Below are 24,946 nucleotides of genomic sequence, written 5' to 3'. Positions count from 1 at the left end.
GTCTTTGCGCAGTTCCCCGCGCCCCTTTGGGGCGCTGCCCGGTGCGGTCGTCCTTCGGGTGCGGGCCGCCCTCGCTTTTGCGCAGTTCCCCGCGCCCCTTTGGGGGCGCTGCCTGGTGCGGTCGTCCCTCGGGTGCGGGCCGCCCTCGCTCTTGCGCAGTTCCCCGCGCCCCTTTCGGGGCGCTGCCCGGTGCGGGACGGGGGTGGTGTCAGGTGTTGCGGGGCTTGCGGGTGAAGTGGAAGGCGGCGGCGCCTGCCGCGAGGAGGGCCACCGCGCCGCCCGCGAGGTACGGGGTCATGGAGCTGCCGCCGGTCTCCGCGAGGTTCTCGCCGCCGGACTGGGGCTTGACGCCAGGCGCCTCGGGCTTCTCCTCGGCGGGGGGCGCCGACGGTTCGGCGGACGGCTCCGCGGGTGCGGACGGGACGACGGCGGCCTTCGCGGGTGTCTCGCACGTGGCGCCGACGAGGGTGACCGTGCCCTTCACGTCGGCCACGTTCAGCTTGAGCGGGTTCACGGAGACGTCGAGCTCCAGCGCGGTCGCCGCGGCGGTGCGGGTGGTCGTGGACTTCTGGGAGAGGTCCAGCCGGACCTCGCCGATCCCGGGGACCTTCACCTCGGTGGTGCCCCCGGCGGACAGGGTGACCTTCTGGCCGAGCACGGTCACAGGCCCGAGCACCTCGGACTCGGCGACGGGGCGCTGCCCCACCGCGCACACGGCCTTCGCGGTGACCTGCTGCACCTCGATGAGGGACAGCAGCGGCAGTCCGGGGAGGTGGACCTGGGCGCGGACGAGGTTGGTGAAGCCCTCGGCCCGCTGCTTGTCGACGGTGGCCTTGGCCTGGGCCACGTCCGCGCGCAGCAGGCTGAACGGCTTGCCGCCCCCGACGCCGTCGAGCCGCGCGGTCAGGGCGGTCCGGTCGGCGCTGGCGGGCGCCTGGACGTCGTTCAGGGAGACCGCGAGCGGGGCGCGCACGGTCTTGTCGAGCAGGGAGACGTCGAGTCCGGTGCGGAGCACGACGGCGCTCGCCTTGCCCTCGCCGCCGGTGGCGTGCGCGGTACCCGCTCCGGCCAGGACCGTGGGCGCGGCGGCCAGCACGGTGGCGGCGGCGGCCTGGGCGAGACGGCGTGCGGGCAGGCGGATGGCGTTGCTGTTCAAGGTGGTGGGACCCCCACAAGAGACATCAGGAAAGTGCGCGGCGGGGTCACCTCGGCACCGCGACGGGGGACCGTCGTGGGCGGTGACCGTGCCGTTGCCGGAATACTCGCGCACCGAGAGTGAACGGACAGCCACCTGGCGTGAGTTCACCCCAAAGGGGGGTTTTCGCGCTTTTGTTTGAATATGCGGGTACGGATGTTCCCTCCGGTCACCCGTGGGGTGCGGGAGACGGACCCGGGGAGGGTGGGTCAGGCCGGTGCCGGTGCGGTTTCGGGCAACGCGGACCGGCCCCGGACCGCCGGGGTGACGCTTCGTCAACAGCGTGCGCGCCGGGGGCGATGATCGGCTCAGCCGACGATCCGGCCGCGGAGCACCACCCGTCGCGGAGCCGCGAGGACCCGGACATCCGCCCGGGGGTCCGTCTCGTAGACGACCAGGTCCGCCGGGGCGCCCTCGGTGAGGCCGGGGCGGCCGAGCCACCGCCGGGCGCCCCAGGTGGTGGCGGACAGGGCCTCGACGGGCGGGATGCCCGCGGTGACGAGTTCGGCGACCTCGTCCGCGACCAGTCCATGGGGGAGCGAGCCGCCCGCGTCCGTCCCGACGAAGACGGGCACTCCCGCGTCGTAGGCGGCGCGCACGGTGTCGTACCGCCGGGCGTGGAGCCGTCGCATATGCGCGGACCAGCGGGGGAACTTGCTCTCGCCGCCGTCCGCGAGCCGGGGGAACGTGGCGATGTTGACCAGGGTGGGGACGATGGCGACGCCGCGTTCCGCGAACAGCGGGACGGTGTCCTCGGTGAGTCCGGTGGCGTGCTCGACGCAGTCGATACCGGCCTCCACCAGATCGCGCAGCGCGTCCTCGGCGAAGCAGTGCGCGGTGACCCGGGCGCCCAGCCGGTGGGCCTCGGCGATCGCGGCCCGGACGGCGTCCCGGGGCCAGCAGGCCGTGAGGTCGCCCGCGTCGCGGTCGATCCAGTCGCCGACGAGTTTGACCCAGCCGTCGCCGCGGCGGGCCTCCTGGGCGACGTACGCGACGAGGTCCGCGGGCTCGATCTCATGGGCGTAGTTGCGGATGTAGCGGCGGGTGCGGGCGATATGGCGGCCCGCGCGGATGATCCTCGGCAGGTCCTCGCGGTCGTCGATCCAGCGGGTGTCGGAGGGGGAGCCCGCGTCGCGGATCAGCAGGGCCCCGGCCGCGCGGTCGGTGAGGGCCTGCTTCTCGGCGGTCGCGGCGGGGACGGGCCCGTGGGCGTCCAGTCCCACATGGCAGTGCGCGTCCACCAGACCGGGCAGCGCCCACCCCCGTACGGTGACGGTGTCCCGGACCCCGGCCGGCCGCTCGTAGGTGATCCGCCCCCCGACCACCCACAGTTCGTCCCGTACGTCGTCGGGTCCCACCAGCACCCGTCCGCTCACGTGCAGCACCGTGCGATCGCTCATGTCCCGCAACCTACCCCTCGCCCGCGCGGGCCCGGCAGGCTCCTGTCCCGCCCCCGGCGACCTGCGGTTACGCTCATGTCGTTCCGTGAGCCGTCCACGGCTTCCCGTACCGAGGAGAGCACCGCCGTGAGCCATCCCCTACTCGACCTGGCGCCCCTGACCGCCGACCGTTTCGCCGCGATCGAGCGGCGGGTGGCGGGTCTGCTGGCCACCGAGCAGGACGTCGTGATCACCCAGGGCGAGGCCCTGCTCCCGCTGGAGGGCTGTATCCGGGGGGCGGCCGGTCCGGGCACGACCGCGCTGAACGTCATCACCGGCCCGTACGGGCAGACCTTCGGGGACTGGCTGCGGGACTGCGGCGCGAAGGTGATCGACCTCGCGGTGCCGTACCACGCGGCGGTGACGCCCGAGGAGGTCGAGCGGGCGCTGGCGGACCGTCCGGAGATCGACTTCGTGTCGCTCGTGCACGCCGAGGCCGCCACCGGCAACACCAACCCGGTCGCCGCGATCGGTGAGGTCGTCCGGCGGCACGGCGCGCTGTTCATGCTGGACGCGGTGGCCTCCGTGGCCGCGGAACCACTGCTGCCGGACGCGTGGGGCGTGGACCTGTGCGTGATCGGCGCGCAGAAGGCGATGGGCGGTCCGGCCGGGGTGTCGGCGGTGTCGGTGAGCGAGCGGGCGTGGGCGCGGATGGCCGCGAACCCGCAGGCGCCGCGGCGTTCGTATCTGTCGCTGCTGGACTGGAAGGAGCGGTGGATCGACGCGGGGCGCCGGGCGCTGCTGCACGCGCCCGCGCAGTTGGAGATGCTGGCGCTGGAGGCGTGCGTCGAGCGGATCGAGTCGGTCGGGCCGGACACCGTGATGGCACGTCACGCGGCGGCGGCACGGGCCACCCGGGCGGGGGCGACGGCCCTCGGCATCGGGCTGGAGCCGTATGTCACCGAGGCGCGGGACGCGGCCCCGGTGGCGACGACACTGCGGGTCCCGGCGGGCGCGGACGCGTCCGCGGTGGTGGCGCGGGCGCTCGCGCTCGACCCGGGGCTGCCGCTGGTGGCCGGGGGCGGGGCGCTGGCGCGGGAGATGGTGCGGGTCAACCACTACGGCCCGGACGCGACGGACGAGGTGGTCGAGCGCTCGCTGGCGGCGCTGGCCGGGGCGCTGTCGGGCTGAGCCCCTGGGCGGGCCGGGGCGGCGGCCGTCGGGCCTCCGCCGGGCGGGCGCCGGAGGGCCACCATGTCCGCCCGGCGGGTCCGTCCGGCGGGGGCGCCGAGCGGTCCGTACGGGCCTCCTGGAATCGTGGACGTAATTCACGGGGCCGGGGTTGCCTGTACGGGCATTAATATTCGGAATTAGTTTTCGCTCAGGCGCCCATATTCTCCTGCCCGCTTATCCAAACCCTAAACGCTAAGGTTTCGTGAACGCACGGCGGCGCAATTGCGGCAGGTTCCGCCAGGTCGACGATCCTGTGATCCATTCCACATCAAGCCCGTTTCGTACCATAAATCCAGTACGAAACGGGCTTTTTGCTGCCTCCTCGCGCGTCCGCATGCGCCCGCGTGATAACACAACGACGCCCTGGAAGTAACCCCACCGGGCCATGCAATCCAAGGAATTGCTCGGTAAATTAAATCCGCATGACCGCTGCACAAGCAGACCTGCGAACGCAATTCCGAGAAATGCCCGACGGACTACGGATCGACCGTCCGACGGTGGCCGACGGCGGTGCGCTCTGGCGCATCGCACGGGACTCCCGGACCCTCGATCTGAACTCCTCCTACAGCTATCTCCTGTGGTGCCGCGACTTCGCGGGCACCTCCGTGGTGGCACGTGACGCGGACGGGCAGCCGGTCGGCTTCATCACCGGATACATCCGGCCCACCCGTCCGGGCACGCTCGTCGTCTGGCAGGTCGCCGTCGACACGGCGCACCGGGGCCGGGGACTCGCCGCGGCGCTGCTGGACGGGCTCACCGGGCGGGTCACCGCCGACCGGGCGTCCGCGCCCGTCGCGCTGAACGCGCTGGAGACCACCATCACGCCCGGCAACACGGCCTCCGAGCGGCTGTTCCTCTCGTACGCCGAACGGCACGGGCTGGCCGTCGACCGGGAGGTGCTCTTCGGCGCCGGGGTGTTCCCCGACGGCGGGCACGACCCCGAGATCCTCTACCGCATCGGCCCGTTCGCCGGCTGACCGGCGCCGGACCCGTACCAACGGCGCCCGTCCCGCTCACGCCGACCCGCCCCACCACCTGTCACCCCGAACAGCCAGGAGACCTGCCGTGACCATCACCCAGCCCGACCTGAGCGTCTTCGAGACCCTGGAGTCGGAGGTGCGCAGCTACTGCCGCAGCTGGCCCACCGTCTTCGACCGTGCCCAGGGCAGCCGTATGTACGACGAGGACGGCCATGAGTACCTCGACTTCTTCGCGGGGGCCGGGTCGCTCAACTACGGCCACAACAACCCCGTACTCAAACGCGCCCTGATCGACTACCTGGAGCGCGACGGGGTCACCCACGGTCTCGATATGTCGACGACGGCGAAGCGGGCGTTCCTGGAGTCGTTCCAGAACCTGGTGCTGCGTCCCCGTGACCTGCCCTACAAGGTGATGTTCCCGGGTCCGACCGGCACCAACGCCGTGGAGTCCGCGCTGAAGCTGGCCCGCAAGGTGAAGGGCCGCGAGTCGATCGTGTCGTTCACCAACGCGTTCCACGGGATGTCGCTGGGTTCGCTGGCGGTCACGGGCAACGCCTTCAAGCGGGCGGGCGCGGGCATCCCGCTGGTGCACGGCACCCCGATGCCGTTCGACCACTACCTGGACGGCCAGGTGCAGGACTTCCTCTGGTTCGAGCGGCTGCTCGGGGACCAGGGCTCCGGGCTCAACCAGCCGGCCGCGGTGATCGTGGAGACCGTGCAGGGCGAGGGCGGCATCAATGTGGCGCGCGCCGAGTGGCTGCGGGCGCTGGCGGATCTGTGCGCGCGGCGGGACATGCTGCTGATCGTGGACGACATCCAGATGGGCTGCGGGCGCACCGGCGCGTTCTTCTCCTTCGAGGAGGCGGGCATCGTGCCGGACATCGTGACGGTCTCCAAGTCGATCAGCGGCTACGGGCTGCCGATGTCGCTGTGCCTGTTCAAGCCGGAGCTGGACATCTGGGAGCCCGGCGAGCACAACGGCACCTTCCGCGGCAACAACCCGGCGTTCGTGACGGCCGCGGCGGCCCTGGAGGCGTACTGGTCGGACGGGCCCGCGATGGAGAAGCAGACCCTGTCGCGCGGGCAGCAGGTCCAGGAGGCGCTGGGCGCGCTGGCCGAGGAGCACCGCGAGGAGATCAAGGAGTTCCGGGGCCGCGGACTGGTGTGGGGTGTGGAGTTCCACGACAAGGGGCGGGCCTCCCGGGTGGCGCGGCGCGCCTTCGAGCTGGGGCTGCTGATCGAGACCTCGGGCCCCGAGGGCGAGGTCGTCAAGCTGCTTCCCGCGCTGACCGTCTCCCCCGACGAGCTGGAGGAGGGCCTGCGCACCCTCACCCGCGCGGTCCGCGAGACCGCCTGACCCGGACCCGGACCCTGATCCGGCCCCGAACCCGGCCCTGAACCGGACCAGGCCCCACGCCGGACCCGGTCCCGGTCCCGATACCCGGCCCCCCTACCTGATCCATGTCCCGGCGCCGTCCCGGCCGGTCCCGGGCAGCGCCCGTCCGCCGGGGACACCCGTCCGTCCGGCGTCATCCGTCCGGCGCCGTCCGTCCGCCAGAGAAAGGCAGCACGTCACCGTGATCGTCCGATCGTTGAAGGACATCGAGGGAACCGACCGTCATGTGAAGTCGCGCTCGGGCACCTGGGAGAGCAAACGCATCGTCCTCGCCAAGGAGCGGGTCGGCTTCTCGCTGCACGAGACCGTGCTGTACGCGGGTACGGAGACCTCCATGTGGTACGCCAACCACATCGAGGCCGTGCTGTGCGTCGAGGGCGAGGCCGAGCTGACCGACGACGAGACCGGCGAGAAGTACTGGATCAGCCCGGGGACGATGTATCTGCTGGACGGGCACGAGCGGCACACCCTGCGGCCGAAGACCGACTTCCGGTGCGTGTGCGTGTTCAACCCGCCCGTCACGGGCCGTGAGGACCACGATGAGAACGGCGTATATCCGCTTCTGACCGAGGAGGTATGAACGATGGCCACCACGACCGACATCCGCGCGGACCTGTACCCGAGCCGGGGCGCCACCGAGGTGTCCGTGCCGCGCAAGGACCCGGTCGTCTGGAACTCCCCGGACGCCCCGGGCCCCGTCGCGCGCGAGGACCTGGCCTCGTTCGAGCGGGACGGCTTCCTGACCGTGGACCAGCTGATCACGCCCGACGAGGTGACCGGCTACCGCGCCGAACTCGACCGGCTGGTCGGCGACCCGGCGATCCGCGCCGACCCCCGGTCGATCGTGGAGTCGTCCTCCCAGGAGATCCGCTCGGTCTTCGAGGTGCACCGGATCAGTGAGGTGTTCGCCGCGCTGGTGCGCGACGAGCGGGTGGTGGGCCGCGCCCGGCAGATCCTCGGCTCGGACGTGTACGTCCATCAGTCCCGGATCAATGTGAAGCCGGGGTTCGGGGCGTCCGGGTTCTACTGGCACTCGGACTTCGAGACCTGGCACGCCGAGGACGGGCTGCCGAACATGCGGACGGTGTCCGTGTCGATCGCGCTGACCGACAACCTCGACACCAACGGCGGTCTGATGATCATGCCGGGCTCGCACCGGACGTTCCTGGGCTGCGCGGGGGCGACCCCGAAGGACAACTACAAGCGGTCGCTCCAGATGCAGGACGCGGGCATCCCGTCGAACGGGGCGCTCACACAGTTCGCGGACGAGCACGGCATCCGGCTGTTCACGGGTGCGGCGGGGTCGGCCACCTGGTTCGACTGCAACTGCATGCACGGCTCGGGCGACAACATCACCCCGTACGCGCGCAGCAATGTCTTCATCGTCTTCAACAGCGTGGAGAACACGGCGCAGGAGCCCTTCGCCGCGCCGGTCCGCAGGCCGGAGTACATCGGGGCACGGGACTTCACCCCCGTGCGCTGAGCACCACGGTGGTACGGCGGGGCGGTGACCGGAACCTTCCGGTCACCGCCCCGCCGCGCGTTCCCGTGGCACTTGGAGACGGGTCGGCGCTTCGTCAGCTTCCGTCGAGCGTCGGGTAATCGGTGTATCCACGGGCGTCGCCGCCGTAGAAGCTGGGGCGGTGCGGGGGGTTGTACGGACCGGCGGTCCGCAGCCGCGCCGGGAGGTCCGGGTTCGCGAGGAACAGTGTGCCGAAGGCGACCATGTCGGCGGTGCCGTCCTCGACGAGGGCGAGCGCCCGGTGATCGGTGCCGTCCGCGTCGTCGGGCGAGGGCGGATTGAGGATCAGTACGCCCGAGAAGAGCTTGCGCAGGGTGTGGGTCAGTTCACGTATCCGCGCGGAGCCCTCGGAGAGATGCAGATAGGCGATCCCGAGCGGCTCCAGCCGCCGCACCAGTTCGGTGTACACGGGCTCCGGGTCCGGCTCGCTGATGTCGTTGAACCCGTTTCCGGGCGAGATACGCAGCGCGGTGCGCGCGGCGCCGATCTCCGCCGCCACCGCCTCGGTCACCGCGACGGCGAACCGGGCGCGGGCCACGGGCGAACCGCCCCACGCGTCGGTGCGGACATTGGACCCGGCCGCGAGGAACTGGTGGATCAGATAGCCGTTGGCGCCGTGCAGCTCGACCCCGTCGAACCCGGCGTCCACCGCGTTGCGGGCCGCCGACGCGAAGTCCGCGACGGTCGCGTGGACCTCGGTGTCCGTCAGCTCCCGGGGGGTGACGAAGGCCTTGGCGCCCTCGGCGGTGTACACCTCGCCCTGGGCGGCCACCGGGGACGCCCCGACGTTCACCAGCCCGTCCGGCAGCAGGCTGGGGTGCCCGATCCGGCCCGTGTGCATCAGCTGGGCGAAGATCCGGCCGCCGCGCGCGTGCACCGCGTCGGTGACCGCGCGCCAGGCGGCGGTCTGCTCCGGGCTGTGCAGACCCGGTGTGTCCGGATAGCCCTGTCCCACCGCGCTGGGCTGGACGCCCTCGGTGATGATCAGACCGGCGGTCGCCCGCTGGGCGTAGTACTCGGCCGTCAGCGCGGTGGGCACTCCGGCGGCACCGGCGCGGCTGCGGGTCATCGGCGCCATCGCGACGCGGTTGGCGAGCCGCGTCCCGGCGAGGTCGATCGGGTCGAACGCTGTCGTCATGGTGACTGCTCCCCAGCACGGTGATCGGTACGAAGGTCGGGCGGTGCGAAAGTCGGGCGGTACGAAGGTCGGGCGGTGTGATGGTTGGCCGGCGCAATGGTCCGGCCGGCGCTCCAGGTGGTCGGCGCGATGGCCGGCCGGGGCGATAGTTGGTCGGCCAAGCAAGAGAACCGCGCGCCACTGTAACTCATTCCTTGGCCGGCCAAGGTAATCTGGCGGACCAACCCCCCACGCCCGTAACGCGGTTCGGCGGCGACCCCGCCACCACCGGCCCCCCGGCAGCCGGACCCCCCGCTGCCCCGGTCCGCCCCGCCCACCCAGGAGCCCTCCCCATGACCGCTTCCTCCGGCCCCGCCCCGTCCGACCCCGACTGTCCCCCGGCGGCCCGGGGCGGCCCCGTCAGCAACGCCCTGGCGCGGGTGGCGCGGCTGCACCGCGTCACCGCCCGCGAACTGCTGCGGGACCTGGACCTGTACCCGGGCCAGGAGTTCCTGATGATGCATCTGTGGAGCTCCGGGCCGGTGCGCCCGTCCGAGCTGATCAAGGTGCTGGACCTGGACCCCTCGACGGTGACCAGGATGCTCCAGCGGCTGGAGCAGGCGGGCCATGTCCGGCGCGGACAGGACCCCTGCGACCGGCGCGCGGTCCTGGTGGAGGCGACCGAGCCGAGCTGCGCGCTGCACGACCGGATGGCGGCGGCCTGGTGCGAACTGGAGACCCGGACCCTCGGCGGTCTCGACCCCGCGGAGCGCCGGGAGCTGGCCCGGCTGCTGGAGAAGGTCGAGACGAACCTGTGCGGGCAGGCCCCCCGGGAGCGCGGGGACGTGCCGCCCGGGGCACCGCCGCGCGAGGAGCACGGCGGGCCGTGAGCGGGCGTACGGGGGCGGGCGTACGGGCGGGGGCGGGCGCGTACGGGCGGGGGCGGAGCGTACGGCGGTCCGGGCGGCTCGCCTTACGGGTCCCGGGGCCCGTTCCCGGTCCTGTTCCCGGTCCCGCTGCCGGGTCCCGCTCCCGTTCCCGGGTCCCGGGTGGCCCCGGGTTCCTACAGGGCGCTCAGGAGCCGGTCGACGTCCCCTTCCGTGTTGTGGACGTGGAACGCCGCGCGCAGATTGCCCGCGCGGTCCGAGACCTCGATCCCGCCGTCGCTGAACTCCCGCTGGCGGGTCCCGAGCCCGGGGACCGAGACGATCGCGGAGCCGGGGGACGGCACCGGGGTGTGCCCGAGGGCGTCCAGACCCGCGCGGAAGCGGTCGGCCAGGGCCACGTCATGGGCACGGATCGCGTCCACGCCCACGCTCTCGACCAGGGCCAGGGAGTGCCGCGCCCCCACGTACGAGAAGAGGCTCGGGCTCTCGTCGAACCGGCGGGCCGAGCGTGCCAGCTCCTGGACCGGGCCGTAGCAGCTGTCCCAGGGCCGCTCCCCCGACACCCAGCCCGCGAACACGGGGCTCAGCCCGCCGAAGTCCTCGGGGACGGCGAGGAACGTGACACCGCGCGGGCACAGCAGCCACTTGAACGCGACGGACACCACGTAGTCGTACGCGTCGGCGTCGATCGGCAGCCACCCCGCGGACTGCGACGCGTCGACATAGGTACGGGCGCCGTGGGCGAGGGCGGCCTCCCGGACACGGGGCAGATCGGCGATCCGTCCGTCGGCGGACTGGACGGCGCTCACCGCGACCAGACCGGTCGTGGGGCGCACCGCGTCCGCGATCCGCTCCAGCGGCACCTCGCGCACCTTCAGATCCTGGCGGACACGGAAGGGGGTGACCAGCGAGCTGAAGTCCCCTTCGGCGGTGAGCACCTCCGTGCCCGGCGCCAGGGAAGCGGCGACCAGCCCGGTGTAGACGGCGACGGACGCCCCCGCCGCGACCCGGGACGCCGGGACGCCGACGAGCCGCGCGAAACTCGCGCGGCTCGCCTCCAGATCCTCGAACATATCGGCCGGCCGCCCCGCGGCCGTGGCATCCACCGCCTCCCGCATCGCGGTGACGGATCTGGCGGGGAGCAGCCCGGTGCTGGCGGTGTTCAGATAGGTCGCCTCGGGAGTGAACTCGGTACGGATCGCGGTAACGGCAAGTGTCTCCATGGCCTCACTGTGCCGCCCCTCCGCGCCCCGGTCCATGACGCCTCCCGGTGTATCCGGCCGGGGACGCCCCCGCGCCCGCCTTTGAACTGCGGAAACGCGGGCGTGACCGGTGGCGGGTTCGCGCCTGCGCAAGCTCAGGCGCGGCTGGTGGCCGGGTTCACGCCCGTGGAACCTCAGGCCCGATAGAGCCCAGGCCCGTGGCAGCTCAGGCGCCCGTGGAAGCTCAGGCCCGGTCGGCGGCCCGGTTCGCGTCCTGCGGTATCTCGCAGCCGTCGGGCCCGCACGCCTCGGCGTCGGTGTCCGCGCCGGCCGGGACGATCGGGGTGAGCGGGGAGCGGGCGCCCCACGCCTGGTCGAGGGCCTGGGCGAAGACCTCGGCGGGCTGGGCCCCGGACACACCGAACCGGCGGTCGAGGACGAAGAAGGGGACGCCGTTCGCGCCCAGCTCGGCGGCCTCGCGCTCGTCGGCGCGGACCGCGTCGGCGTAGCGCTCCGGGTCCGCGAGGACCGCGCGGGCGGCGTCCGCGTCGAGGCCCGCCTCGGCGGCGAGGGCCACCAGCCGGTCCTCGGCGGCGCCGTAGACGGACTCCTCCTCGGCGAAGTTCGCCCGGTAGAACAGACCGATCAGCGTGTCCTGCCTGCCGTGCTCCTTGGCGAAGTGCAGCAGCCGGTGCATGTCGAAGGTGTTGCCGTGGTCACGTCCCTCGGTGCGGTACGCCAGCCCCTCGGCCGCCGCGTTCCGCCCGAGATCGAGTTCGGCCGCCCGTGCCTGCTCCTCGGTCATGCCGTACTTCTTGCTGAGCATCGGCAGGACCAGCGACACCTCGTCCTTGGGCCGTCCCGGGTCCAGCTCGAAGGAGCGGTGGACCACCTCTACCTGCTCACGGTGCGGGAACCCGGCCAGCGCCTTCTCGAAGCGGGCCTTTCCGACATAGCACCAGGGGCAGGCGATGTCACTCCAGATCTCGACGCGCATGACAGACCGCTCTCACTTCTCTCCGGGACCACTTTTCCCCGGGGCAACACCGTGGCGGATCGGCACATTCCCCCCTCACGCACACCCGGGGCCCGGTCGCTGAGCCGGGTCGCCGAGCCGGTTCCGGTCCCGGTCCCGGTCAGCTGCCGTCGCGGAGGTCCGCGGGGGCGTGGCGGTGGAAGGCGAGGTCCCGGAACTCGGCCGGGCAGCCGTCACCGACCGGGGACTGGACCATGAAGCCGACCAGGGCGCGGGCCGTGTCCCCGGGGCTGCCGAGGGCGAACGTACGGACGAAGGTCCAGCGCTCGCCGTCGGTGGAGGCGTGGTACGCGAAGGCGTCGCCGGTACGGCTCACACGCAGCCAGACGCTGTCACCGTCGACCGTGAAGGAGTTGGCGTCGTCGGAATGGCCCCGGGTGACCACCGAGCAGATGGTGGGGACACCGGGCGAGCGCTCGAAGCAGAGCTTGGCCCACTCCCGTTCACCGACGTGGACGTACAGCACACCCGCGTCGAAGTCCCCCGCGAAGCCGACGGTGACCCGCGCGCTCAGCTGGAAGTCGCCCTCCGGGGCCGTGCCGAGCAGCCGGGGCGCGTCCGAGGAGGGGGCGAGCGCGTGGCCCCCCGGCGGCACGAACCGGTCCTGCCGGGCACCGGCCCGCGCGCCGAGAACGCCGTCGGCGTACGTCCAGTGGCCTTCGGGTCCGTAGGAGCGCACCACGAAGGGCAGTTCGGGTATCTGCGGGGCTGCGGAGGTGGGTGGGGTTCGGTCCATGACGGTCAGTGTGGCATTCCGGGGCGGGGGCATCCATCGGCGGCCGTCCGTTCGGCTGCCCCGGGCCGGGACCGGGACGGCCCGGCCTCCCCCGAGCGGCGGAGGCGGATCGTCGTCCGGCAGGAGGTGGACGAGGGCCCCGGCGCGGGAGGTTGGAGCCATGACACCGACCCCGGAGCCCACCGGCGGGCCCCGCACCACGACCGCGCCGCCCGACCGTGCCCGTCGGGTGCTGCGCGCCGTGGCGATCACCGCGTGCGTCCCGTACCTCGCCCTCAAGACCGCCTGGCTCGGCGGCAGTCGTATCGGGATGCCCGAGGACAGCCTGCTGCTCGACGACCCGGCCGTCACCGCCGTCGCGAACCTGGTCACCCTCGTCCTCGACGCCTGCGTGATCGTGCTCGCGCTGCTGCTCACCCGGCCGTGGGGGCGGCGCGTCCCGGCCTGGCTGCTGGTGGTGCCGATGTGGACCGCCACCGGGCTGCTGGCCCCGATCATGACCGCGTACCCGCTCCAGCTGCTGGTCCGCGCGCTCGGCGGGGGCGGACCGGGCGTGTCCGCCGGGGATGGCGAAGGCGGTGGGGAGGGGGCCGAACCCTTCCTGCACGAGTGGGTCTTCGGGATGGTCTACGGCGGCTTCATCGTGCAAGGGCTTTCGCTGGGCGCCCTGTTCGCGCTGTACGCCCGCGACCGCTGGGGGCATCTGTGGCGGGACCGGGTACGGGACCTGCCGCCCGCCGGGGCCGCCCCCCGGGCCGTCACGGGCGCCGCCGCACTGGTCGCCCTGGTCCCCGCGACCCTGCACACGCTGTGGGCGTCCGGGTCCGCCATGGGCGCGGACGGCACCAGGCTCGCCGGACGGAGCACCGGGGAGCTGGCCGTGATGGAGGCCACCAGCGCGGTGTTCCCGCTGGTGGCGGTGGCCGGTGCGGGGCTGCTGGTCCTCGGGCGGGACGGCGCGCGGTGGGTGGGGGTGCGGGCGCGGGCGCGGGCGCGGGCACCGGTGCGGGCGCGGGTACGGGTACGGGTACCGGTGCGAGTGCGGGTGCGAGTGCGGGTGCGGGTACGGGTGCCGGTGTGGGTGGCGCTCGCGGCGGCCTGGCTCGGCTCGGGTGCCACGGCCACCTGGGGCGGCTGGATCAGCCTCGCCTCGCTCGGCGGCGGAGGCATCGCCTCGGGGACCAGCGGTCCCATGTACCTCGCCTACGCTTGCCAGATGATCGCCGGAGCACTCGTCGCCGCCGTCGGCGCGCGGTTCCTCGCGGGGCGCGCCCGAGCGCACGCGGGCGCCACCCCGGCGCCCGTCCGCCCGACGGATGCCCCGGCCTCCGCTGCCGCCTCCACGCCGGGCCCCGCGTCGGCCCCCGCTCCGGTTCCCCGGCCCTGGACGCCGGACGGGCCGGACGCGGGAGACGCACCGGACGGGCGGGTGTCCCCATGACCGGAAGCAAGGCCGGAAGAATGGCCGGAAGCAAGGCTGGGAGCAACGCCGGGAGCATGACCGAGAACTCGACCGGGGCCATGACCCGGATCGTCACGCGGGCGCTGTCCGCCCCGGCCCGGGGGCTGTCGGCCCTGTACGGGCGCCGGGCCCTGCGCCGCTGGACCCATCTGGTCCTCGGCGGCGCGCTCTCGATGCCGTACTACCTGGTCGGCTCGATCGTGCTCGTCAGCATGGGCACGGAGATCGGCGGTCCCGCCTTCCTGGGACCCCCGCATGTGCTGGCGCTCTTGGCCGGACTGCCGCTGGCCGCCGTCACCGCGCTGTTCCCGCCGACCCGCCCGCTGTCGGTGACCGCCGTCCGCGCGCTCTGCGGCATCGGCGACGGCGACGGCACCGAGCTGGCGGACGGGCCCGCCCGCGGCGGAGCGGCCCGGGGGCGCACGGCCGTGTGGTTCACCCTGCATCTGGCGGTCGGCGCGGTGACCAGCGGGATGACCCTCGCGGTCGTCCCGTTCGCCTCGGTGGTGCTCCTGCTGCCGGTGGTCCCCGGGCTGCGGACGGGGCCTCTCGGGGAGCTCTACCGCGACGGGGGCGCGTGGGCGCTCGTCCTGTCACCGCTCGCGGGCGCCGCGATGCTGCTGCTGCTCGCCGGGTGCGTCGCGCTCGCCGGGGCGCTGCTGGCCCGGGCGGCGCCCGCGCTGCTCGGCCCGGCGCCCGCCGACCGGCTCGCGGAGGCGGAGCGGCGCGCCGCCGATCTCGCGGTACGGGGGCGGCTCGCCCGCGAGCTCCACGACTCGGTGGGGCACGCGCTCAGCGCGGTCACCCTCCAGGCGGTCGCCGCCCGCAAGGTCCTCGACACCGATCCCGGGTTCGTCCGGGAGGCCCTCGCCGCGATCGAGGAGACCACCCGGCGCACGGTCGGGGAACTCGACGCCGTCCTCGGGGTGCTGCGCGACACCGGTGAGCGGGGCACGACCGCGCCCGCGCCGACCCTGGAGACCGACCTGGACGGGCTGCTGCGGCGCACCCGCGCCGGTGGCGCGCTGCTGGACACCACCCTGGACCCGGGCCCGCACGGCTTCGGCGCGCTGCCGCCGCAGGTGTCCCGGGAGGCGTACCGGATCGTGCAGGAGGCGCTGAGCAACGCGCTGCGGCACGCGGGCGCCGGGGTCCGGGTGGATCTGACGGTCACCGTCGCGGACGGGAACCTGGACATCACGGCGCACAACCCGCTGCCCCGACCGGCGGACACCGCGTCGCGTCCGGGAGGCGGCCATGGGCTGCGCGGCATCGCGGACCGCGCGCGGCTGCTGGGCGGCCGCACCGAGTCGGGCGCCCGGGAGGACCGCTGGCTGCTGCGGGTACGGCTGCCCCTGCGCGCCCCACGGTGACCCCGCCGTTCGCACCCCGGGCCGGACCGCACCCGCCCCGCACCCCGTACGCGTCCACCCGTACGTGCATGTATGGGCACACGTATCCGCTGCCCGCCGCCCGCCGCCCGCTGCCCGCTGCCCGCTGCCCGCTGCCCGCTGCCTTAAGGAAAGGGACCCATGACGACCCCGTCACCCACCGGATTCTCCGCCGCGCCGCGCCCCCTGCGCGTGGTGCTCGCCGACGACGAGCGCATGGTGCGCACCGCGCTGCGGGTGATCCTGGAGGCCGAGCCGGATCTGACCGTCGTCGGGGAGGCGGCGGACGGGGCCGAGGCGGTCACCGTGGTGCGGGAGCTTCAGCCCGATGTGGTGCTCATGGACGTCCGGATGCCGGGCATCGACGGCATCCGCGCGACCGAACGCATCGTGGGCGCCCCCGTCGGCACCCCGCCCCGGGTGCTGGTGGTGACGACCTTCGAGAACGACGCCTTCGTGTACGAGGCACTGCGCGCGGGCGCCTCCGGGTTCCTGCTGAAGCGGACCGACGCGGACACCCTGGTACAGGCGGTGCGGCTGGTCGCGCGCGGCGACACCCTGCTGTTCCCGGCGGCCGTCCGGGCGCTCGCCGGGGCGCACGGACGGGCCGCGCCCGCCCCGCCGTGGGTGGCGCGGCTGACCGGCCGGGAGGGCGACGTACTGCGGCTGATGGCCCGGGGGCTGACCAACGCGGAGATCGCCGCCCGGATGGAGGTCGGCGCGGCGACGGTGAAGACCCATGTGGCGGGGGTCCTGGCGAAGACCGGGGCCCGGGACCGGACCCAGGCGGTGATCGCCGCCTACGAGGCCGGGTTCGTCCGGAGTTCCTGAACACTCCATGAGAATCGGACCGCCGCGCCGCCGCGCGCGGGCTGGCGGGGAACCCCTGAACTGCGCCGTTCGTCCTACCGGACAGGATGAACAAGATGATCAGACGTGCCTCGGTCTTCTCGCTGCTCCTCGTCCTCGCCCTGCTCGGGCGGGTCACCTGGGTGCAGTTCTACGAAGGCCAGGCCCTCGCGGACAACAAGGAGAACCGGCGCAAGGCGATCGAGCAGTACGCCTATCCGCTCGGTGACATCATCGTGGCCGGGGAAGCGGTCACCGGCTCGAAGCGCACCACGGGCAGCGACCTCGCGTACAAGCGCACGTACAAGGAGGGCGAGTTGTACGCGCCGGTCACCGGCTACAGCTCGCAGGTGTACGGGGCGAACCTCCTGGAGGGCGTCTACCAGGACGTACTCGACGGCACCTCCCTGGAGCTGGGCGGCCCGATGGATGTGCTGACGGGCAAGCGCGCCGACCCGGGCGGTGTCGTCACGACCATCGATCCGGAGGTGCAGCGGGCCGCGTTCGAGGCGCTCGGGGACACCAAGGGCGCGGCGGTCGCCCTCGATCCGGCCACGGGCCGGGTCCTCGGGATGGTGTCGACCCCGTCGTACGACCCGTCGGTGTTCTCCGGCTCCGGCCAGCAGGACGTCGCGCGGTGGAGCGAGCTGGGTGAGGACCCCGACAAGCCGCTGGTGAACCGCGCGATACGCAACCCGCTCGCGCCCGGTTCGACGTTCAAGCTGGTCGTCGCGGCGGCGGCGCTGGAGGAGGGCCTGTACTCCTCGGTGGACGAGGCCACCAAGAGCCCCAGCCCGTACAAGCTCCCCGACACCACCCGGGTCCTGGAGAACGCGATCGCCACGGCCCCCTGTGAGAACGCCTCGCTGCGCACGGCCCTGCGCTACTCGTGCAACAACGTCTTCGCCAAGGCCGCCGTGGACCTCGGGGAGGACAAGGTCCGGGCCATGTCGGAGAAGTTCGGTTTCAACGACGCCGAGCAGGACATCCCCGTCCGCGCGTACGAGAGCGTCTACCCGAAGGGCATGGACCGTCCGTCCACGGCGCTCACGGGTATCGGGCAGTTCGAGGTGACGGCGACACCGCTCCAGATCGCGATGGTGTCGGCGGTCATCGAGAACGACGGCGAGCTGGTCGAGCCGCATATGGTCTCCCAGGTCACCGACGCCGACGGGAACACCCTGGAGGACTTCACGGACCCGGCCACCGAGCGGGTCCTCAGCGAGTCCACGGCGCGGGGCCTGCGTTCCGCGATGGAGACGGTCGTCGAGGAGGGCACCGGCAGCAACGCCCGTATCCCCGGGGCCACCGTGGGCGGCAAGACGGGCACGGCCCAGCGCGGTGTGAACAACAGCGAGAAGCCGTACGCGTGGTTCACCTCGTACGGCCAGGACCCGGACAGCGGCAAGCAGGTCGCCGTGGCCGTCCTCATCGAGCAGTCGGACGCGGCCCGTTCCGAGGTCAGCGGCAACGGCCTCGCGGCGCCGATCGCGAAGGCCATGATGGCCGCCGCCCTGAAGTAGGGACGTGACGGCACGCCGTTCGCGGCGGCGGTACGGCCCCCGCCGGGGCCGTACCGGGCCCGTCACATCAGCGACTTGCCCATGTACAGCGCGATCTCGCCCTCGGACGGCGTGCCCACGTACAGACTGGTGTCGAGCCCGCAGACCTCGAAGCCCATCCGCCGGTAGGCCCGTACGGCGGGCGCGTTGACGTTGGTGACCTCCAGCCACAGCGTCCGCGCGTCGCACTTGCGCCCGTACGCCTCGGCCTGGGCCATCAGCGCGCTGCCGAGGCCCTTGCCGCGGTGCCCGGGGGCGACGGTGATCTGCTCGACATGCGCCCGCCGGTTCCACGCGGCGTAGCGGACGGCGACGAATCCGATGATCTCGCCGTCCGTGACGGCGACGACGATGTGCGGGGCGTCCGGGTCCCCGCTGCCGCCGCCCTCCTCGCCGGTGGGCGGGTACTCCTTGCGCAGTGGCGGCTGCACGGCCACGCTCCGGATCTCGAAGCCCGCCTCCCCGGAGGTCACATGCATGATCCGGTCCGTGGTGAAGGAATCGTCGAGGGCGTCGATCCGGTCGTAGTCGGCGGAATTCGCCACACGCATATCGATCATCCGGCCAGTCTCCCAAAAACACCGCGCCCATGCCGGGCGAGTGGCCCGAACGGTGACAACGGTGCGTACGGTGACGCTCCGCCACCGTCCGTGCGGGCGTCCGGCCCCGGGGTCCCGGCGGGCGGGCCGTGGGATCAGGCGCGCCATCCGGGGTCGCGCCCGCTGAGACCGATGACCCGGTCCAGGAGGGGCGCGCCGTCCGGGACGGGCACGGGCGGGCCGAAGAGCCCCGCACCGCTGGACGCGTCACCGGCGGGGTCGCCTGCGGAGTCTTCGGAGTCCTTAGCGGCGGAGTCCTTGGCTGCGGGGTCCTTGGCTGCGGGGTCCTTGGCTGCGGGGTCCTTGGCTGCGGGGTCCTTGGCTGCGGGGTCCTCGGTGACCGATTGCTCGGTGGGGTCGGCCGCCGGGTCCTCGACGGGGGTCAGAAGTGCCTCGCTCGCCCGCAGGGCCGCCTCGTCGGGCGCGTACTCCTGGCCGGTGGCCCGCGCCAGGTCCCAGCCGTGCACGACGAGTTCGTCCACGGCGACGAGCCCCGCGACGGCACCGGGCAGCGGCACCCCGCCCGCGCGGGTCTCCCCCTCCCAGGCGGCGGGGTCGCGCCACGCCTCGGCCATCTCGGCCAGTGCCCCGGGCAGCGCCACGCGCCAGTCGGCGGGGAGTTCGGGCAGGGACGAGCCGGGGGACGTGTCGGTGGTCGGCCCCAGCTCCCGCCGGGCCGCGTCGCGGAACGCGACGGACAGCGAGACGAGATGGCCCAGGAGGTGCCGTACCGCGTAGTCGGGGCACGGGGTGGGCGCGTCGAGCTGGTCCTCACGGACCCCCTCGGCGAGCCGGGCGACCGACCGGGCCTGGGAGGTGAGGTCGACGAACGGCGCGGGCGGGCTGGGCGGGGTGGACATGGTGGCTCCTTCACGGGGAGGGCCGGCGGTGCGTCGTACGTAGGCGGCCGGCGGGTCAGCGGTCGGGCGGCGGTGATGCGGTCCTGTGAGGTCCTGTGTGAGGGGTGACTCCCGGGTGACTCGGAACTCATCGGTACCCGCGGATACGGTCCGCCCCTCGGACCCGGCCGGATCTGAGGCAACCGCCTGATCCCGGCCGGGGGGTCTTAGCCGCACGATCGCCTCTCATGACAGGCGAGAAGTGCGGGACCGGCGGGACCGGAGCGACGGGCAGGGTGCTGCGCGACCGCGACGCGGCGCTGTATCTGGGCGGGGTGGTCGGCGCCGGATGCGGGGCGTCGCTGCTGTGGCTGACCGCCGGGATCTGGGTGAAGGACCTCACGGGATCGAACGCCCTCGCGGCGCTGTGCACCTTCGCACTCTGGGCGCCCGTGCTGCTCGGCCCGCTGCTCGGCACGCTGGCCGACCGCACCCGGCGCCACCCCCTGCTGGTCCGCTCGAACCTGGCGCTCGCCCTGCTCCTCCTGACCCTGTGCGCGGTGGACTCGGCGGACCGGCTGTGGCTGCTGTTCACGGTCCTGGTGCTGTACGGCGCGACCGGTGTCGTCCAGGACGCGGCGGAGGGCGCGCTGGTCACGCGGATCGTGGACCGGGATCTGCTGGGCGACTTCAACGGGCTGCGGACGACCGCCAACGAGGGGGTGAAACTGATCGCCCCGCTCGCCGGCGCGGGCCTGTTCACCGCGTACGGCGGCCCGGCGGTGGCCGTCCTCGCCGCGGTGCTGTTCGCCCTCGCGGCCGGTCTCTACGCGCGGGTACGGGTGGACGAACCCCGTCCGGAGCCGGGCACGGCGCGGGGGTTCGGCGCGGTGGCCGAGGGGGTGCGGGAGCTGTGGGGCCGTCCCGCGCTACGGCCCCTGCTGGTCGGCGGCGGGGCGGTGATGCTGCTCGCCGGGGTCAACGGCGCGGTCGTCTTCGCCGTGGTGGACGAGGGGCTCGGACGGCCACCGGGCTGGGTGGGGGCGCTGTACACGGCACAGGGCGTGGGGTCGGTCGCGGTGGGAGCGGTCGCCGGACGACTGCTGCGGCGACTGGGCGAGCGGCGGTTCGCGGCGTACGGGGCGGGTCTGTTCGCGGTGGCGGTCGCGGCGCGGGCGGTGCCGGACGTGTCGGTGGCGCTGGTGGCGTCGGCGGCCGTCGGGGCGGGGCTGCCGTGTGTGCTGATCGCGGCGCTGACCGCTGTGCAGCGGGCGGTGCCCGAGGCGTTCCTGGGCCGTGCGGTGGCCACCGCGAACACGCTGCTGCTCGCGCCGAACGCGGTCGCGCTGGGTGTGGGCGCGGGGCTGGTCGCGGGGGTGGACCACCGGGTGCTGCTGCTCGCGCTGGGCTCGGCCGGACTGGTCGTGGCGGGCCGCCTTCGCTTGCGCCTCTGAGGTCCGTCCGGCGGGACGCACTTCGTTCCGGTGCCGTCGCTCGGTGGTTTTGCGCGGGTCGCCCTTCGCTTGCGCTTCCCAGGTCCGTCCGGCTGGGCGCACTTCGTTCCTGTGCCGTCGTTCGGTGGTTTCGCGCAGTTCCCCGCGGGTCGCCTTCGCTTGCGCTTTCCAGGTCTGTCCGGCGGGGCGTACTTCGTTCCTGTGCCGTCGCTCGGTGGTTTCGCGCAGTTCCCCGCGCCCCTTTGGGGCGCGTTCTGTTTGTTCTTCGGGTCGGTGCCGGTCGGGATTCTCCGTCCTCGATCCGACACGCTCGGTACGACGTTCGCTGGTCCTACTGAAGAGCATCGGAGTCTGCGAGCAGAGATTCCCGCCCACCCCCTTCGGTGAGTCCGGCGGGTGCGCGAGGAGGGGGGTATGAACCCCGGCCCCGGTTGCTGACAGCCCGCAGACGGACGGCAGCCCCAGGTGGGCGCCCCTTCAGGGGCGCGGGGAACTGCGCAAAAACGAGGACCGGCCCGCACCCGAAGAGCGACCGTAATGGGGCAGCATCCAGGGGCGCGGGGAACTGCGCACCCACGGACGTACCCGCACAGGAACAGGTACGTCCAGGTGGGGAACCCCAGGGGCGCGGGGAACTGCGCGAGCAACCAAGGAACACCCGCAGCCGAACAGGAACCCTGAGGGGCGCGACCTCAGGGGCGCGGGGAACTGCGCCGCAACAAGGTGAACCTCAAGCGGATCGCCGCGCACTGGCCGGACATGCTCCGCGTCGCCGGATCGCTCATCACCAACCAGGTCCGGGCCTACGACCCGCTGCGGATGTTCGGCCGCGAAGGCCACCCGACCCCGCTCGGCGCCGCGTTCGCCGAGTACGGGCGGATCGACGAGGCCATGCGCCTGCGCCCGCCGCGCGACCCGGACACCGCCGAGGACGCTGACGACGAGCAGCCGTGAGGCGGCCTGCGGGTCAGCGAATGGCCGGGCGGCCGCGGATTTTTTCTTGAGCGCACGATCCAGATAGGTTACGGTGAGGTCATGGCAAGGACCCGGGAGTTCGACACGGAGGCGGCGGTGAGCCGTGCGATGGAGCTGTTCTGGACGCGCGGCTACGAGGCCACCTCGGTGCGCGACCTGACCGGACACCTGGGGATCGGGCAGGGGTCCTTGTATGCCGCGTTCGGCGACAAGGCCGGCCTGTACCGGGCGGCGCTGGAGCATTACCGCACCACCCTCGCGGCGGACGCCCTGCGCAGTCTGGAGGAGGGGGCGGACGCCCGGTCGGCGATCCGCACGATGCTGGTCGAGCGGGTCCGGATCGCCGTGGAGGACGACGGCCGGGGCTGCCTGGTGGTCAATGCCGCCTGCGAGCGCCTGCCGGAGGACGCGGCGACCCGGCGCACCGTGCGCGACATGCAGGACGCCGGCCGGGACGCGCTCGCCGAAGTGCTGCGGGTCGCGGCGGAGCGGGGTGAGATCGCGAAGCGGCACGACCCGTACAGCCTCGCCGCTTTCCTCGTCACCTTCCTCAACGGACTGCTGGTCTCCGCGAAGATCACGCCGGACGTCCGCGCCCTCGAACCCCTTGTGGAGGTCGCGCTGGCCGCCCTCGACTGAGTTTTTCATGCCCGGAATCTGTATCGCACGATCCAGAAAAGTCGCCGGTGCCCGCCCGGACACGGGATCAGGCGACCCCGCCCCGCTTCGGTCGAAGACTTCGGAGGACCCATGCCCCCCGCCCCCGTCCCGAGTACGCCCGCTCTCGGCGGAAGCCGCTGGAACACCTTCCCCGCGGCCGGCACCGCCCTGACCGCCCGCGAGTTCTTCACCGCCACCGAGCCGCTGCTCCAGGGCATCATCGACGACAACGCCCTCACCAGCGCCGACAGCGAGGTGCTGGAGGACCAGATCCGCGCGGCACTCGCCCTCGGCACCCGGGAGACCTCCCTCCCGCTGTCCCCCGGCCCGGACAGTGCCCCGGCAGCACGCGAACTGGGCGCGCAGGCCGAGACGATCGGCCAGGAACTTGCCTCCTGGTCGACCGAGGCGCTGGAGAGGCTGCTCACCGATCCGGTACCGCTGCCCGCCGGCCCGCTGGTCGTCCGCAGCCACTGCTACGGCCACCTGCTCACCCCTCCCGCAGCCGATCTGCTCCGCGGACGTCGCGGCGGACCGGTCACGATGCAGCTCTACAACGAGTGGCTCCACCAGATGGTCCTGCTGCGCGACGCCCTGCTGACCTTCACCAACTGGCAGGACGTCCCGCTCCTGATCACCCCGACCGGACTGCGGCACACCGAACCGGCCCGCGACGCGTTCCTCACCGAACTCCTGGTCCGGCAGATCCGGCACACCAGCATCGTGGTCCTCGCCCGCCACGTCGTCACCGGCACCTCCGGCCCGGCCGGCTACGGCTTCGAGGCGGGTGGCGGCACCGCCCTGCCCGCCGTCCTCGACCAGCCACCGCTGACCGCACCCCGGCACCTGCTGACCTGGCGCCCCGACCCGGCCGTCGGTGAAGCCGCCACGTACGTCCCCGCGGTGCGGGACTACTACGCCGCACCCCGCACCCTCGTCGAGGACCTGCCGCCCGCCACCACCACATCCGGCCCGTTCTCCGCCCGTACCGTCACCGCGCCGGTCGCCGACGGGACCCGCACCGCCCGCATCGAGGTCACCCACGACGGCACCACCGCCCGCGTCGACCTCGGCCAAGCCCTGCGCGGCCACCGCTACACCCAGCGTGAGGACCCCGCCGCAGGTGACGCGTCCGGCACCGCCGACGCCTGGTCCGCGCTGCGCGCGCCGGGACTGGTGTGGACGCGGAGCGGCGACGTCACCCTGGACGCCACCGGTCAGGACGACCTCGTCGTACTGGCCCTGCTCGGCCGGCTCTACCCGGAGAACGTCACCCTGCGCCCCGCCGGCCGTTCCGCTGCCCGGACAACCGCGGACGGCACCGGACCGAGCCGCCTGGTGACCCTCGTCGACCCCGCGCGAGCCCACTGACACCCGCATCGCGACGTACACCGAGAAGGTGGAAAAACATGATGTTCGACCATGACGGAACGCCCGTCCGCACGGGCCGAGCCGCCGTGAACGGAACGAGTCTGCACTACCGCACAGCCGGGTCCGGCCCCGCGGTGGTGCTCCTGCACGGCGTGCCCAAGACCGGCTACCACTGGCGCCACCTCGTCCCGAAGCTGACGCCCCACTGCACCGTCGTCGTCCCGGACCTTCGCGGTCTCGGCGACTCCGCCCGCCCGTCGGACGGCTACGACTCCGCGACGATGAGCGACGACATCGCAGAGCTGATGAACCACCTCGGACACGGGACATACGCCGTCGCGGGCGAGGACTGGGGAGCGGTGATCGGCTACCAACTCGCCGCCCGCCACCGCGACCACGTCACCGCTCTCGTGTTCGCCGAGGCCCTGTTCCCCGGATTCGGCTTCGAGGACCACACAGCCCTCACCCCCGAGAACATCTCCAGCGGCATGCACCTGTGGCACCTGGGCTTCTACTTCCAGCCGGACATACCCGAGATGCTGATCGCCGGACACGAGCGCGAGCTGATCACCTACATGATCAAGTACGAGCGCAGCCGGCCGGACAGCGCCACCCCCGACGCGGTCGACGAATACGTGCGCTGCTACTCCATGCCTGGCGGGATCCGCGCGATGCTCTCCATCTACCGGGCCATGCTCGTCGACGCCGAACAGAACCGGCGGACCGCACAGAAGAAACTGGACATCCCGGTGCTGGCCCTCGGCGGATCCGCGTTCATCGGTGACCGCAACGAGTCCCAGATGCGGCTCATGGCCCACGACGTCACCGGACACACCTTCGACGCCGGCTACGACCTCGCGGAGGAGGTACCCGACGAGATGGCCGACGTCCTCCTGCCGTTCCTGGCCACGCACCAGTAACCGCACCCGGCCGCCGAGGTCGGCGATCCGAAGCGGCCCGGCAGGAAGCCCCGGAGCCCGAGCGAAGGCGGCCTGCGGGGAACTGCGCACCCACGGACGGCCTGTGCGGGGACAAGTACGTCCAGCCGGGGGACCTCGGAAGCGCGAGCGAAGGCGACCTGGGGGTCCATTTGAGCGGATT

The 24,946-nt window shown here is 73.0% G+C and carries 22 protein-coding genes and 1 pseudogene; 15 read left to right on the top strand and 8 right to left on the bottom strand.

Annotated features, from left to right (window positions below; all coding sequences use genetic code 11):
* Positions 1–208: 208 nt before the first annotated feature.
* Both OG711_RS30235 and OG711_RS30230 read right to left on the bottom strand, forming a co-directional pair.
* A complete protein-coding gene (locus OG711_RS30235) occupies positions 209–1,156 on the bottom strand; it encodes an SCO1860 family LAETG-anchored protein (protein WP_329561668.1) in 948 nt (315 codons plus the stop codon).
* A 347-nt stretch (positions 1,157–1,503) separates the two neighbouring features.
* Positions 1,504–2,595: an amidohydrolase family protein gene (locus OG711_RS30230; RefSeq protein ID WP_266513966.1), complete on the bottom strand. Its 1,092-nt coding sequence runs from the start codon at positions 2,593–2,595 to the stop codon at positions 1,504–1,506.
* Positions 2,596–2,721: 126 nt separating this feature from the next.
* On the opposite strand from OG711_RS30230, the gene OG711_RS30225 reads away from it, so the two are divergent.
* The 5 genes from OG711_RS30225 to thpD all read left to right on the top strand — a co-directional run bounded on the left by OG711_RS30225 (position 2,722) and on the right by thpD (position 7,666).
* Positions 2,722–3,765 (top strand): pyridoxal-phosphate-dependent aminotransferase family protein, encoded by a 1,044-nt coding sequence (locus OG711_RS30225; protein WP_329561665.1) that lies wholly within the window; start codon positions 2,722–2,724, stop codon positions 3,763–3,765.
* Between the two features lie 464 nt (positions 3,766–4,229).
* Positions 4,230–4,784: a diaminobutyrate acetyltransferase gene (gene ectA, locus OG711_RS30220; protein WP_099283518.1), complete on the top strand. Its 555-nt coding sequence runs from the start codon at positions 4,230–4,232 to the stop codon at positions 4,782–4,784.
* 88 nt (positions 4,785–4,872) lie between these two features.
* Entirely contained in the window at positions 4,873–6,144 is a 1,272-nt protein-coding gene (gene ectB / locus OG711_RS30215; RefSeq protein WP_073790704.1) for a diaminobutyrate--2-oxoglutarate transaminase, read from the top strand.
* 220 nt (positions 6,145–6,364) lie between these two features.
* Positions 6,365–6,763, top strand: coding sequence for an ectoine synthase (locus OG711_RS30210; protein WP_329561662.1), 399 nt, complete (start codon positions 6,365–6,367; stop codon positions 6,761–6,763).
* 3 nt (positions 6,764–6,766) lie between these two features.
* Positions 6,767–7,666: an ectoine hydroxylase gene (thpD, locus tag OG711_RS30205; protein ID WP_073790710.1), complete on the top strand. Its 900-nt coding sequence runs from the start codon at positions 6,767–6,769 to the stop codon at positions 7,664–7,666.
* A 94-nt stretch (positions 7,667–7,760) separates the two neighbouring features.
* Here the strand turns inward: thpD and OG711_RS30200 are convergent, their stop codons facing one another.
* Positions 7,761–8,843 (bottom strand): alkene reductase, encoded by a 1,083-nt coding sequence (locus tag OG711_RS30200; protein ID WP_073790713.1) that lies wholly within the window; start codon positions 8,841–8,843, stop codon positions 7,761–7,763.
* A gap of 332 nt (positions 8,844–9,175) precedes the next feature.
* Between OG711_RS30200 and OG711_RS30195 the strand changes: the two genes are divergently transcribed.
* On the top strand, positions 9,176–9,712 hold the full coding sequence (locus tag OG711_RS30195) for a MarR family winged helix-turn-helix transcriptional regulator (RefSeq protein WP_329561660.1): 537 nt from the start codon (positions 9,176–9,178) through the stop codon (positions 9,710–9,712).
* A 173-nt stretch (positions 9,713–9,885) separates the two neighbouring features.
* Here the strand turns inward: OG711_RS30195 and OG711_RS30190 are convergent, their stop codons facing one another.
* The 3 genes from OG711_RS30190 to OG711_RS30180 form a co-directional block, all read right to left on the bottom strand.
* Positions 9,886–10,968, bottom strand: a complete 1,083-nt coding sequence (locus OG711_RS30190) for an aminotransferase class V-fold PLP-dependent enzyme (protein ID WP_405674191.1) — start codon at positions 10,966–10,968, stop codon at positions 9,886–9,888.
* 187 nt (positions 10,969–11,155) lie between these two features.
* On the bottom strand, positions 11,156–11,908 hold the full coding sequence (locus OG711_RS30185; protein ID WP_099283514.1) for a DsbA family oxidoreductase: 753 nt from the start codon (positions 11,906–11,908) through the stop codon (positions 11,156–11,158).
* Between the two features lie 139 nt (positions 11,909–12,047).
* Positions 12,048–12,683, bottom strand: coding sequence for a DUF1349 domain-containing protein (locus OG711_RS30180; RefSeq protein WP_073791602.1), 636 nt, complete (start codon positions 12,681–12,683; stop codon positions 12,048–12,050).
* 160 nt (positions 12,684–12,843) lie between these two features.
* Here OG711_RS30180 and OG711_RS30175 point away from each other — a divergent pair, with 160 nt between their 5' ends.
* The 4 genes from OG711_RS30175 to OG711_RS30160 all read left to right on the top strand — a co-directional run bounded on the left by OG711_RS30175 (position 12,844) and on the right by OG711_RS30160 (position 17,908).
* Entirely contained in the window at positions 12,844–14,124 is a 1,281-nt protein-coding gene (locus OG711_RS30175; RefSeq protein WP_329561654.1) for a hypothetical protein, read from the top strand.
* Positions 14,125–14,204: 80 nt separating this feature from the next.
* Positions 14,205–15,518: a sensor histidine kinase gene (locus OG711_RS30170; RefSeq protein ID WP_329564147.1), complete on the top strand. Its 1,314-nt coding sequence runs from the start codon at positions 14,205–14,207 to the stop codon at positions 15,516–15,518.
* A 159-nt stretch (positions 15,519–15,677) separates the two neighbouring features.
* Positions 15,678–16,367 (top strand): response regulator transcription factor, encoded by a 690-nt coding sequence (locus OG711_RS30165; RefSeq protein ID WP_329561652.1) that lies wholly within the window; start codon positions 15,678–15,680, stop codon positions 16,365–16,367.
* Between the two features lie 86 nt (positions 16,368–16,453).
* Positions 16,454–17,908 (top strand): penicillin-binding transpeptidase domain-containing protein, encoded by a 1,455-nt coding sequence (locus OG711_RS30160; RefSeq protein ID WP_266513995.1) that lies wholly within the window; start codon positions 16,454–16,456, stop codon positions 17,906–17,908.
* Positions 17,909–17,970: 62 nt separating this feature from the next.
* On the opposite strand, the gene OG711_RS30155 is transcribed toward OG711_RS30160, so the two are convergent.
* Together OG711_RS30155 and OG711_RS30150 are read right to left on the bottom strand one after the other, a co-directional pair.
* On the bottom strand, positions 17,971–18,507 hold the full coding sequence (locus OG711_RS30155) for a GNAT family N-acetyltransferase (RefSeq protein WP_073790752.1): 537 nt from the start codon (positions 18,505–18,507) through the stop codon (positions 17,971–17,973).
* A gap of 134 nt (positions 18,508–18,641) precedes the next feature.
* A complete protein-coding gene (locus OG711_RS30150) occupies positions 18,642–19,406 on the bottom strand; it encodes a TIGR03086 family metal-binding protein (protein ID WP_329561649.1) in 765 nt (254 codons plus the stop codon).
* A gap of 227 nt (positions 19,407–19,633) precedes the next feature.
* On the opposite strand from OG711_RS30150, the gene OG711_RS30145 reads away from it, so the two are divergent.
* The 5 genes and pseudogenes from OG711_RS30145 to OG711_RS30125 all read left to right on the top strand — a co-directional run bounded on the left by OG711_RS30145 (position 19,634) and on the right by OG711_RS30125 (position 24,765).
* Entirely contained in the window at positions 19,634–20,839 is a 1,206-nt protein-coding gene (locus tag OG711_RS30145; protein WP_329561647.1) for an MFS transporter, read from the top strand.
* A gap of 714 nt (positions 20,840–21,553) precedes the next feature.
* A pseudogene (locus OG711_RS30140) lies at positions 21,554–21,757 on the top strand (Tn3 family transposase); the annotation flags it as partial.
* Between the two features lie 117 nt (positions 21,758–21,874).
* A complete protein-coding gene (locus tag OG711_RS30135) occupies positions 21,875–22,453 on the top strand; it encodes a TetR/AcrR family transcriptional regulator (RefSeq protein WP_329561645.1) in 579 nt (192 codons plus the stop codon).
* 111 nt (positions 22,454–22,564) lie between these two features.
* Complete coding sequence (locus OG711_RS30130) at positions 22,565–23,845, top strand: hypothetical protein (protein ID WP_329561643.1); 1,281 nt, start codon at positions 22,565–22,567, stop codon at positions 23,843–23,845.
* Between the two features lie 38 nt (positions 23,846–23,883).
* Positions 23,884–24,765, top strand: a complete 882-nt coding sequence (locus tag OG711_RS30125; protein WP_329561641.1) for an alpha/beta fold hydrolase — start codon at positions 23,884–23,886, stop codon at positions 24,763–24,765.
* The last annotated feature ends 181 nt before the right edge of the window (positions 24,766–24,946 follow it).

It is taken from the genome of Streptomyces uncialis (assembly GCF_036250755.1).
Classification (GTDB): domain Bacteria; phylum Actinomycetota; class Actinomycetes; order Streptomycetales; family Streptomycetaceae; genus Streptomyces; species Streptomyces uncialis.
This window is presented reverse-complemented; position numbering and strand designations above follow the sequence as displayed.

Excerpts from the sequence above, each read along its gene's own strand:
- thpD (WP_073790710.1), top strand. The coding sequence starts at position 6,767 with ATGGCCACCACGACCGACATCCGCGCGGACCTGTACCCGAGCCGGGGC.
- OG711_RS30145 (WP_329561647.1), top strand. The coding sequence starts at position 19,634 with ATGACAGGCGAGAAGTGCGGGACCGGCGGGACCGGAGCGACGGGCAGG.
- OG711_RS30180 (WP_073791602.1), bottom strand. The coding sequence starts at position 12,683 with ATGGACCGAACCCCACCCACCTCCGCAGCCCCGCAGATACCCGAACTG.
- OG711_RS30190 (WP_405674191.1), bottom strand. The coding sequence starts at position 10,968 with ATGGACCGGGGCGCGGAGGGGCGGCACAGTGAGGCCATGGAGACACTT.
- OG711_RS30195 (WP_329561660.1), top strand. The coding sequence starts at position 9,176 with ATGACCGCTTCCTCCGGCCCCGCCCCGTCCGACCCCGACTGTCCCCCG.
- OG711_RS30175 (WP_329561654.1), top strand. The coding sequence starts at position 12,844 with ATGACACCGACCCCGGAGCCCACCGGCGGGCCCCGCACCACGACCGCG.
- OG711_RS30165 (WP_329561652.1), top strand. The coding sequence starts at position 15,678 with ATGACGACCCCGTCACCCACCGGATTCTCCGCCGCGCCGCGCCCCCTG.
- OG711_RS30130 (WP_329561643.1), top strand. The coding sequence starts at position 22,565 with ATGCCCCCCGCCCCCGTCCCGAGTACGCCCGCTCTCGGCGGAAGCCGC.
- OG711_RS30170 (WP_329564147.1), top strand. The coding sequence starts at position 14,205 with ATGACCCGGATCGTCACGCGGGCGCTGTCCGCCCCGGCCCGGGGGCTG.
- OG711_RS30160 (WP_266513995.1), top strand. The coding sequence starts at position 16,454 with ATGAACAAGATGATCAGACGTGCCTCGGTCTTCTCGCTGCTCCTCGTC.
- OG711_RS30150 (WP_329561649.1), bottom strand. The coding sequence starts at position 19,406 with ATGTCCACCCCGCCCAGCCCGCCCGCGCCGTTCGTCGACCTCACCTCC.
- ectA (WP_099283518.1), top strand. The coding sequence starts at position 4,230 with ATGACCGCTGCACAAGCAGACCTGCGAACGCAATTCCGAGAAATGCCC.
- OG711_RS30135 (WP_329561645.1), top strand. The coding sequence starts at position 21,875 with ATGGCAAGGACCCGGGAGTTCGACACGGAGGCGGCGGTGAGCCGTGCG.
- OG711_RS30230 (WP_266513966.1), bottom strand. The coding sequence starts at position 2,595 with ATGAGCGATCGCACGGTGCTGCACGTGAGCGGACGGGTGCTGGTGGGA.
- OG711_RS30185 (WP_099283514.1), bottom strand. The coding sequence starts at position 11,908 with ATGCGCGTCGAGATCTGGAGTGACATCGCCTGCCCCTGGTGCTATGTC.
- OG711_RS30200 (WP_073790713.1), bottom strand. The coding sequence starts at position 8,843 with ATGACGACAGCGTTCGACCCGATCGACCTCGCCGGGACGCGGCTCGCC.
- OG711_RS30155 (WP_073790752.1), bottom strand. The coding sequence starts at position 18,507 with ATGATCGATATGCGTGTGGCGAATTCCGCCGACTACGACCGGATCGAC.
- OG711_RS30125 (WP_329561641.1), top strand. The coding sequence starts at position 23,884 with ATGATGTTCGACCATGACGGAACGCCCGTCCGCACGGGCCGAGCCGCC.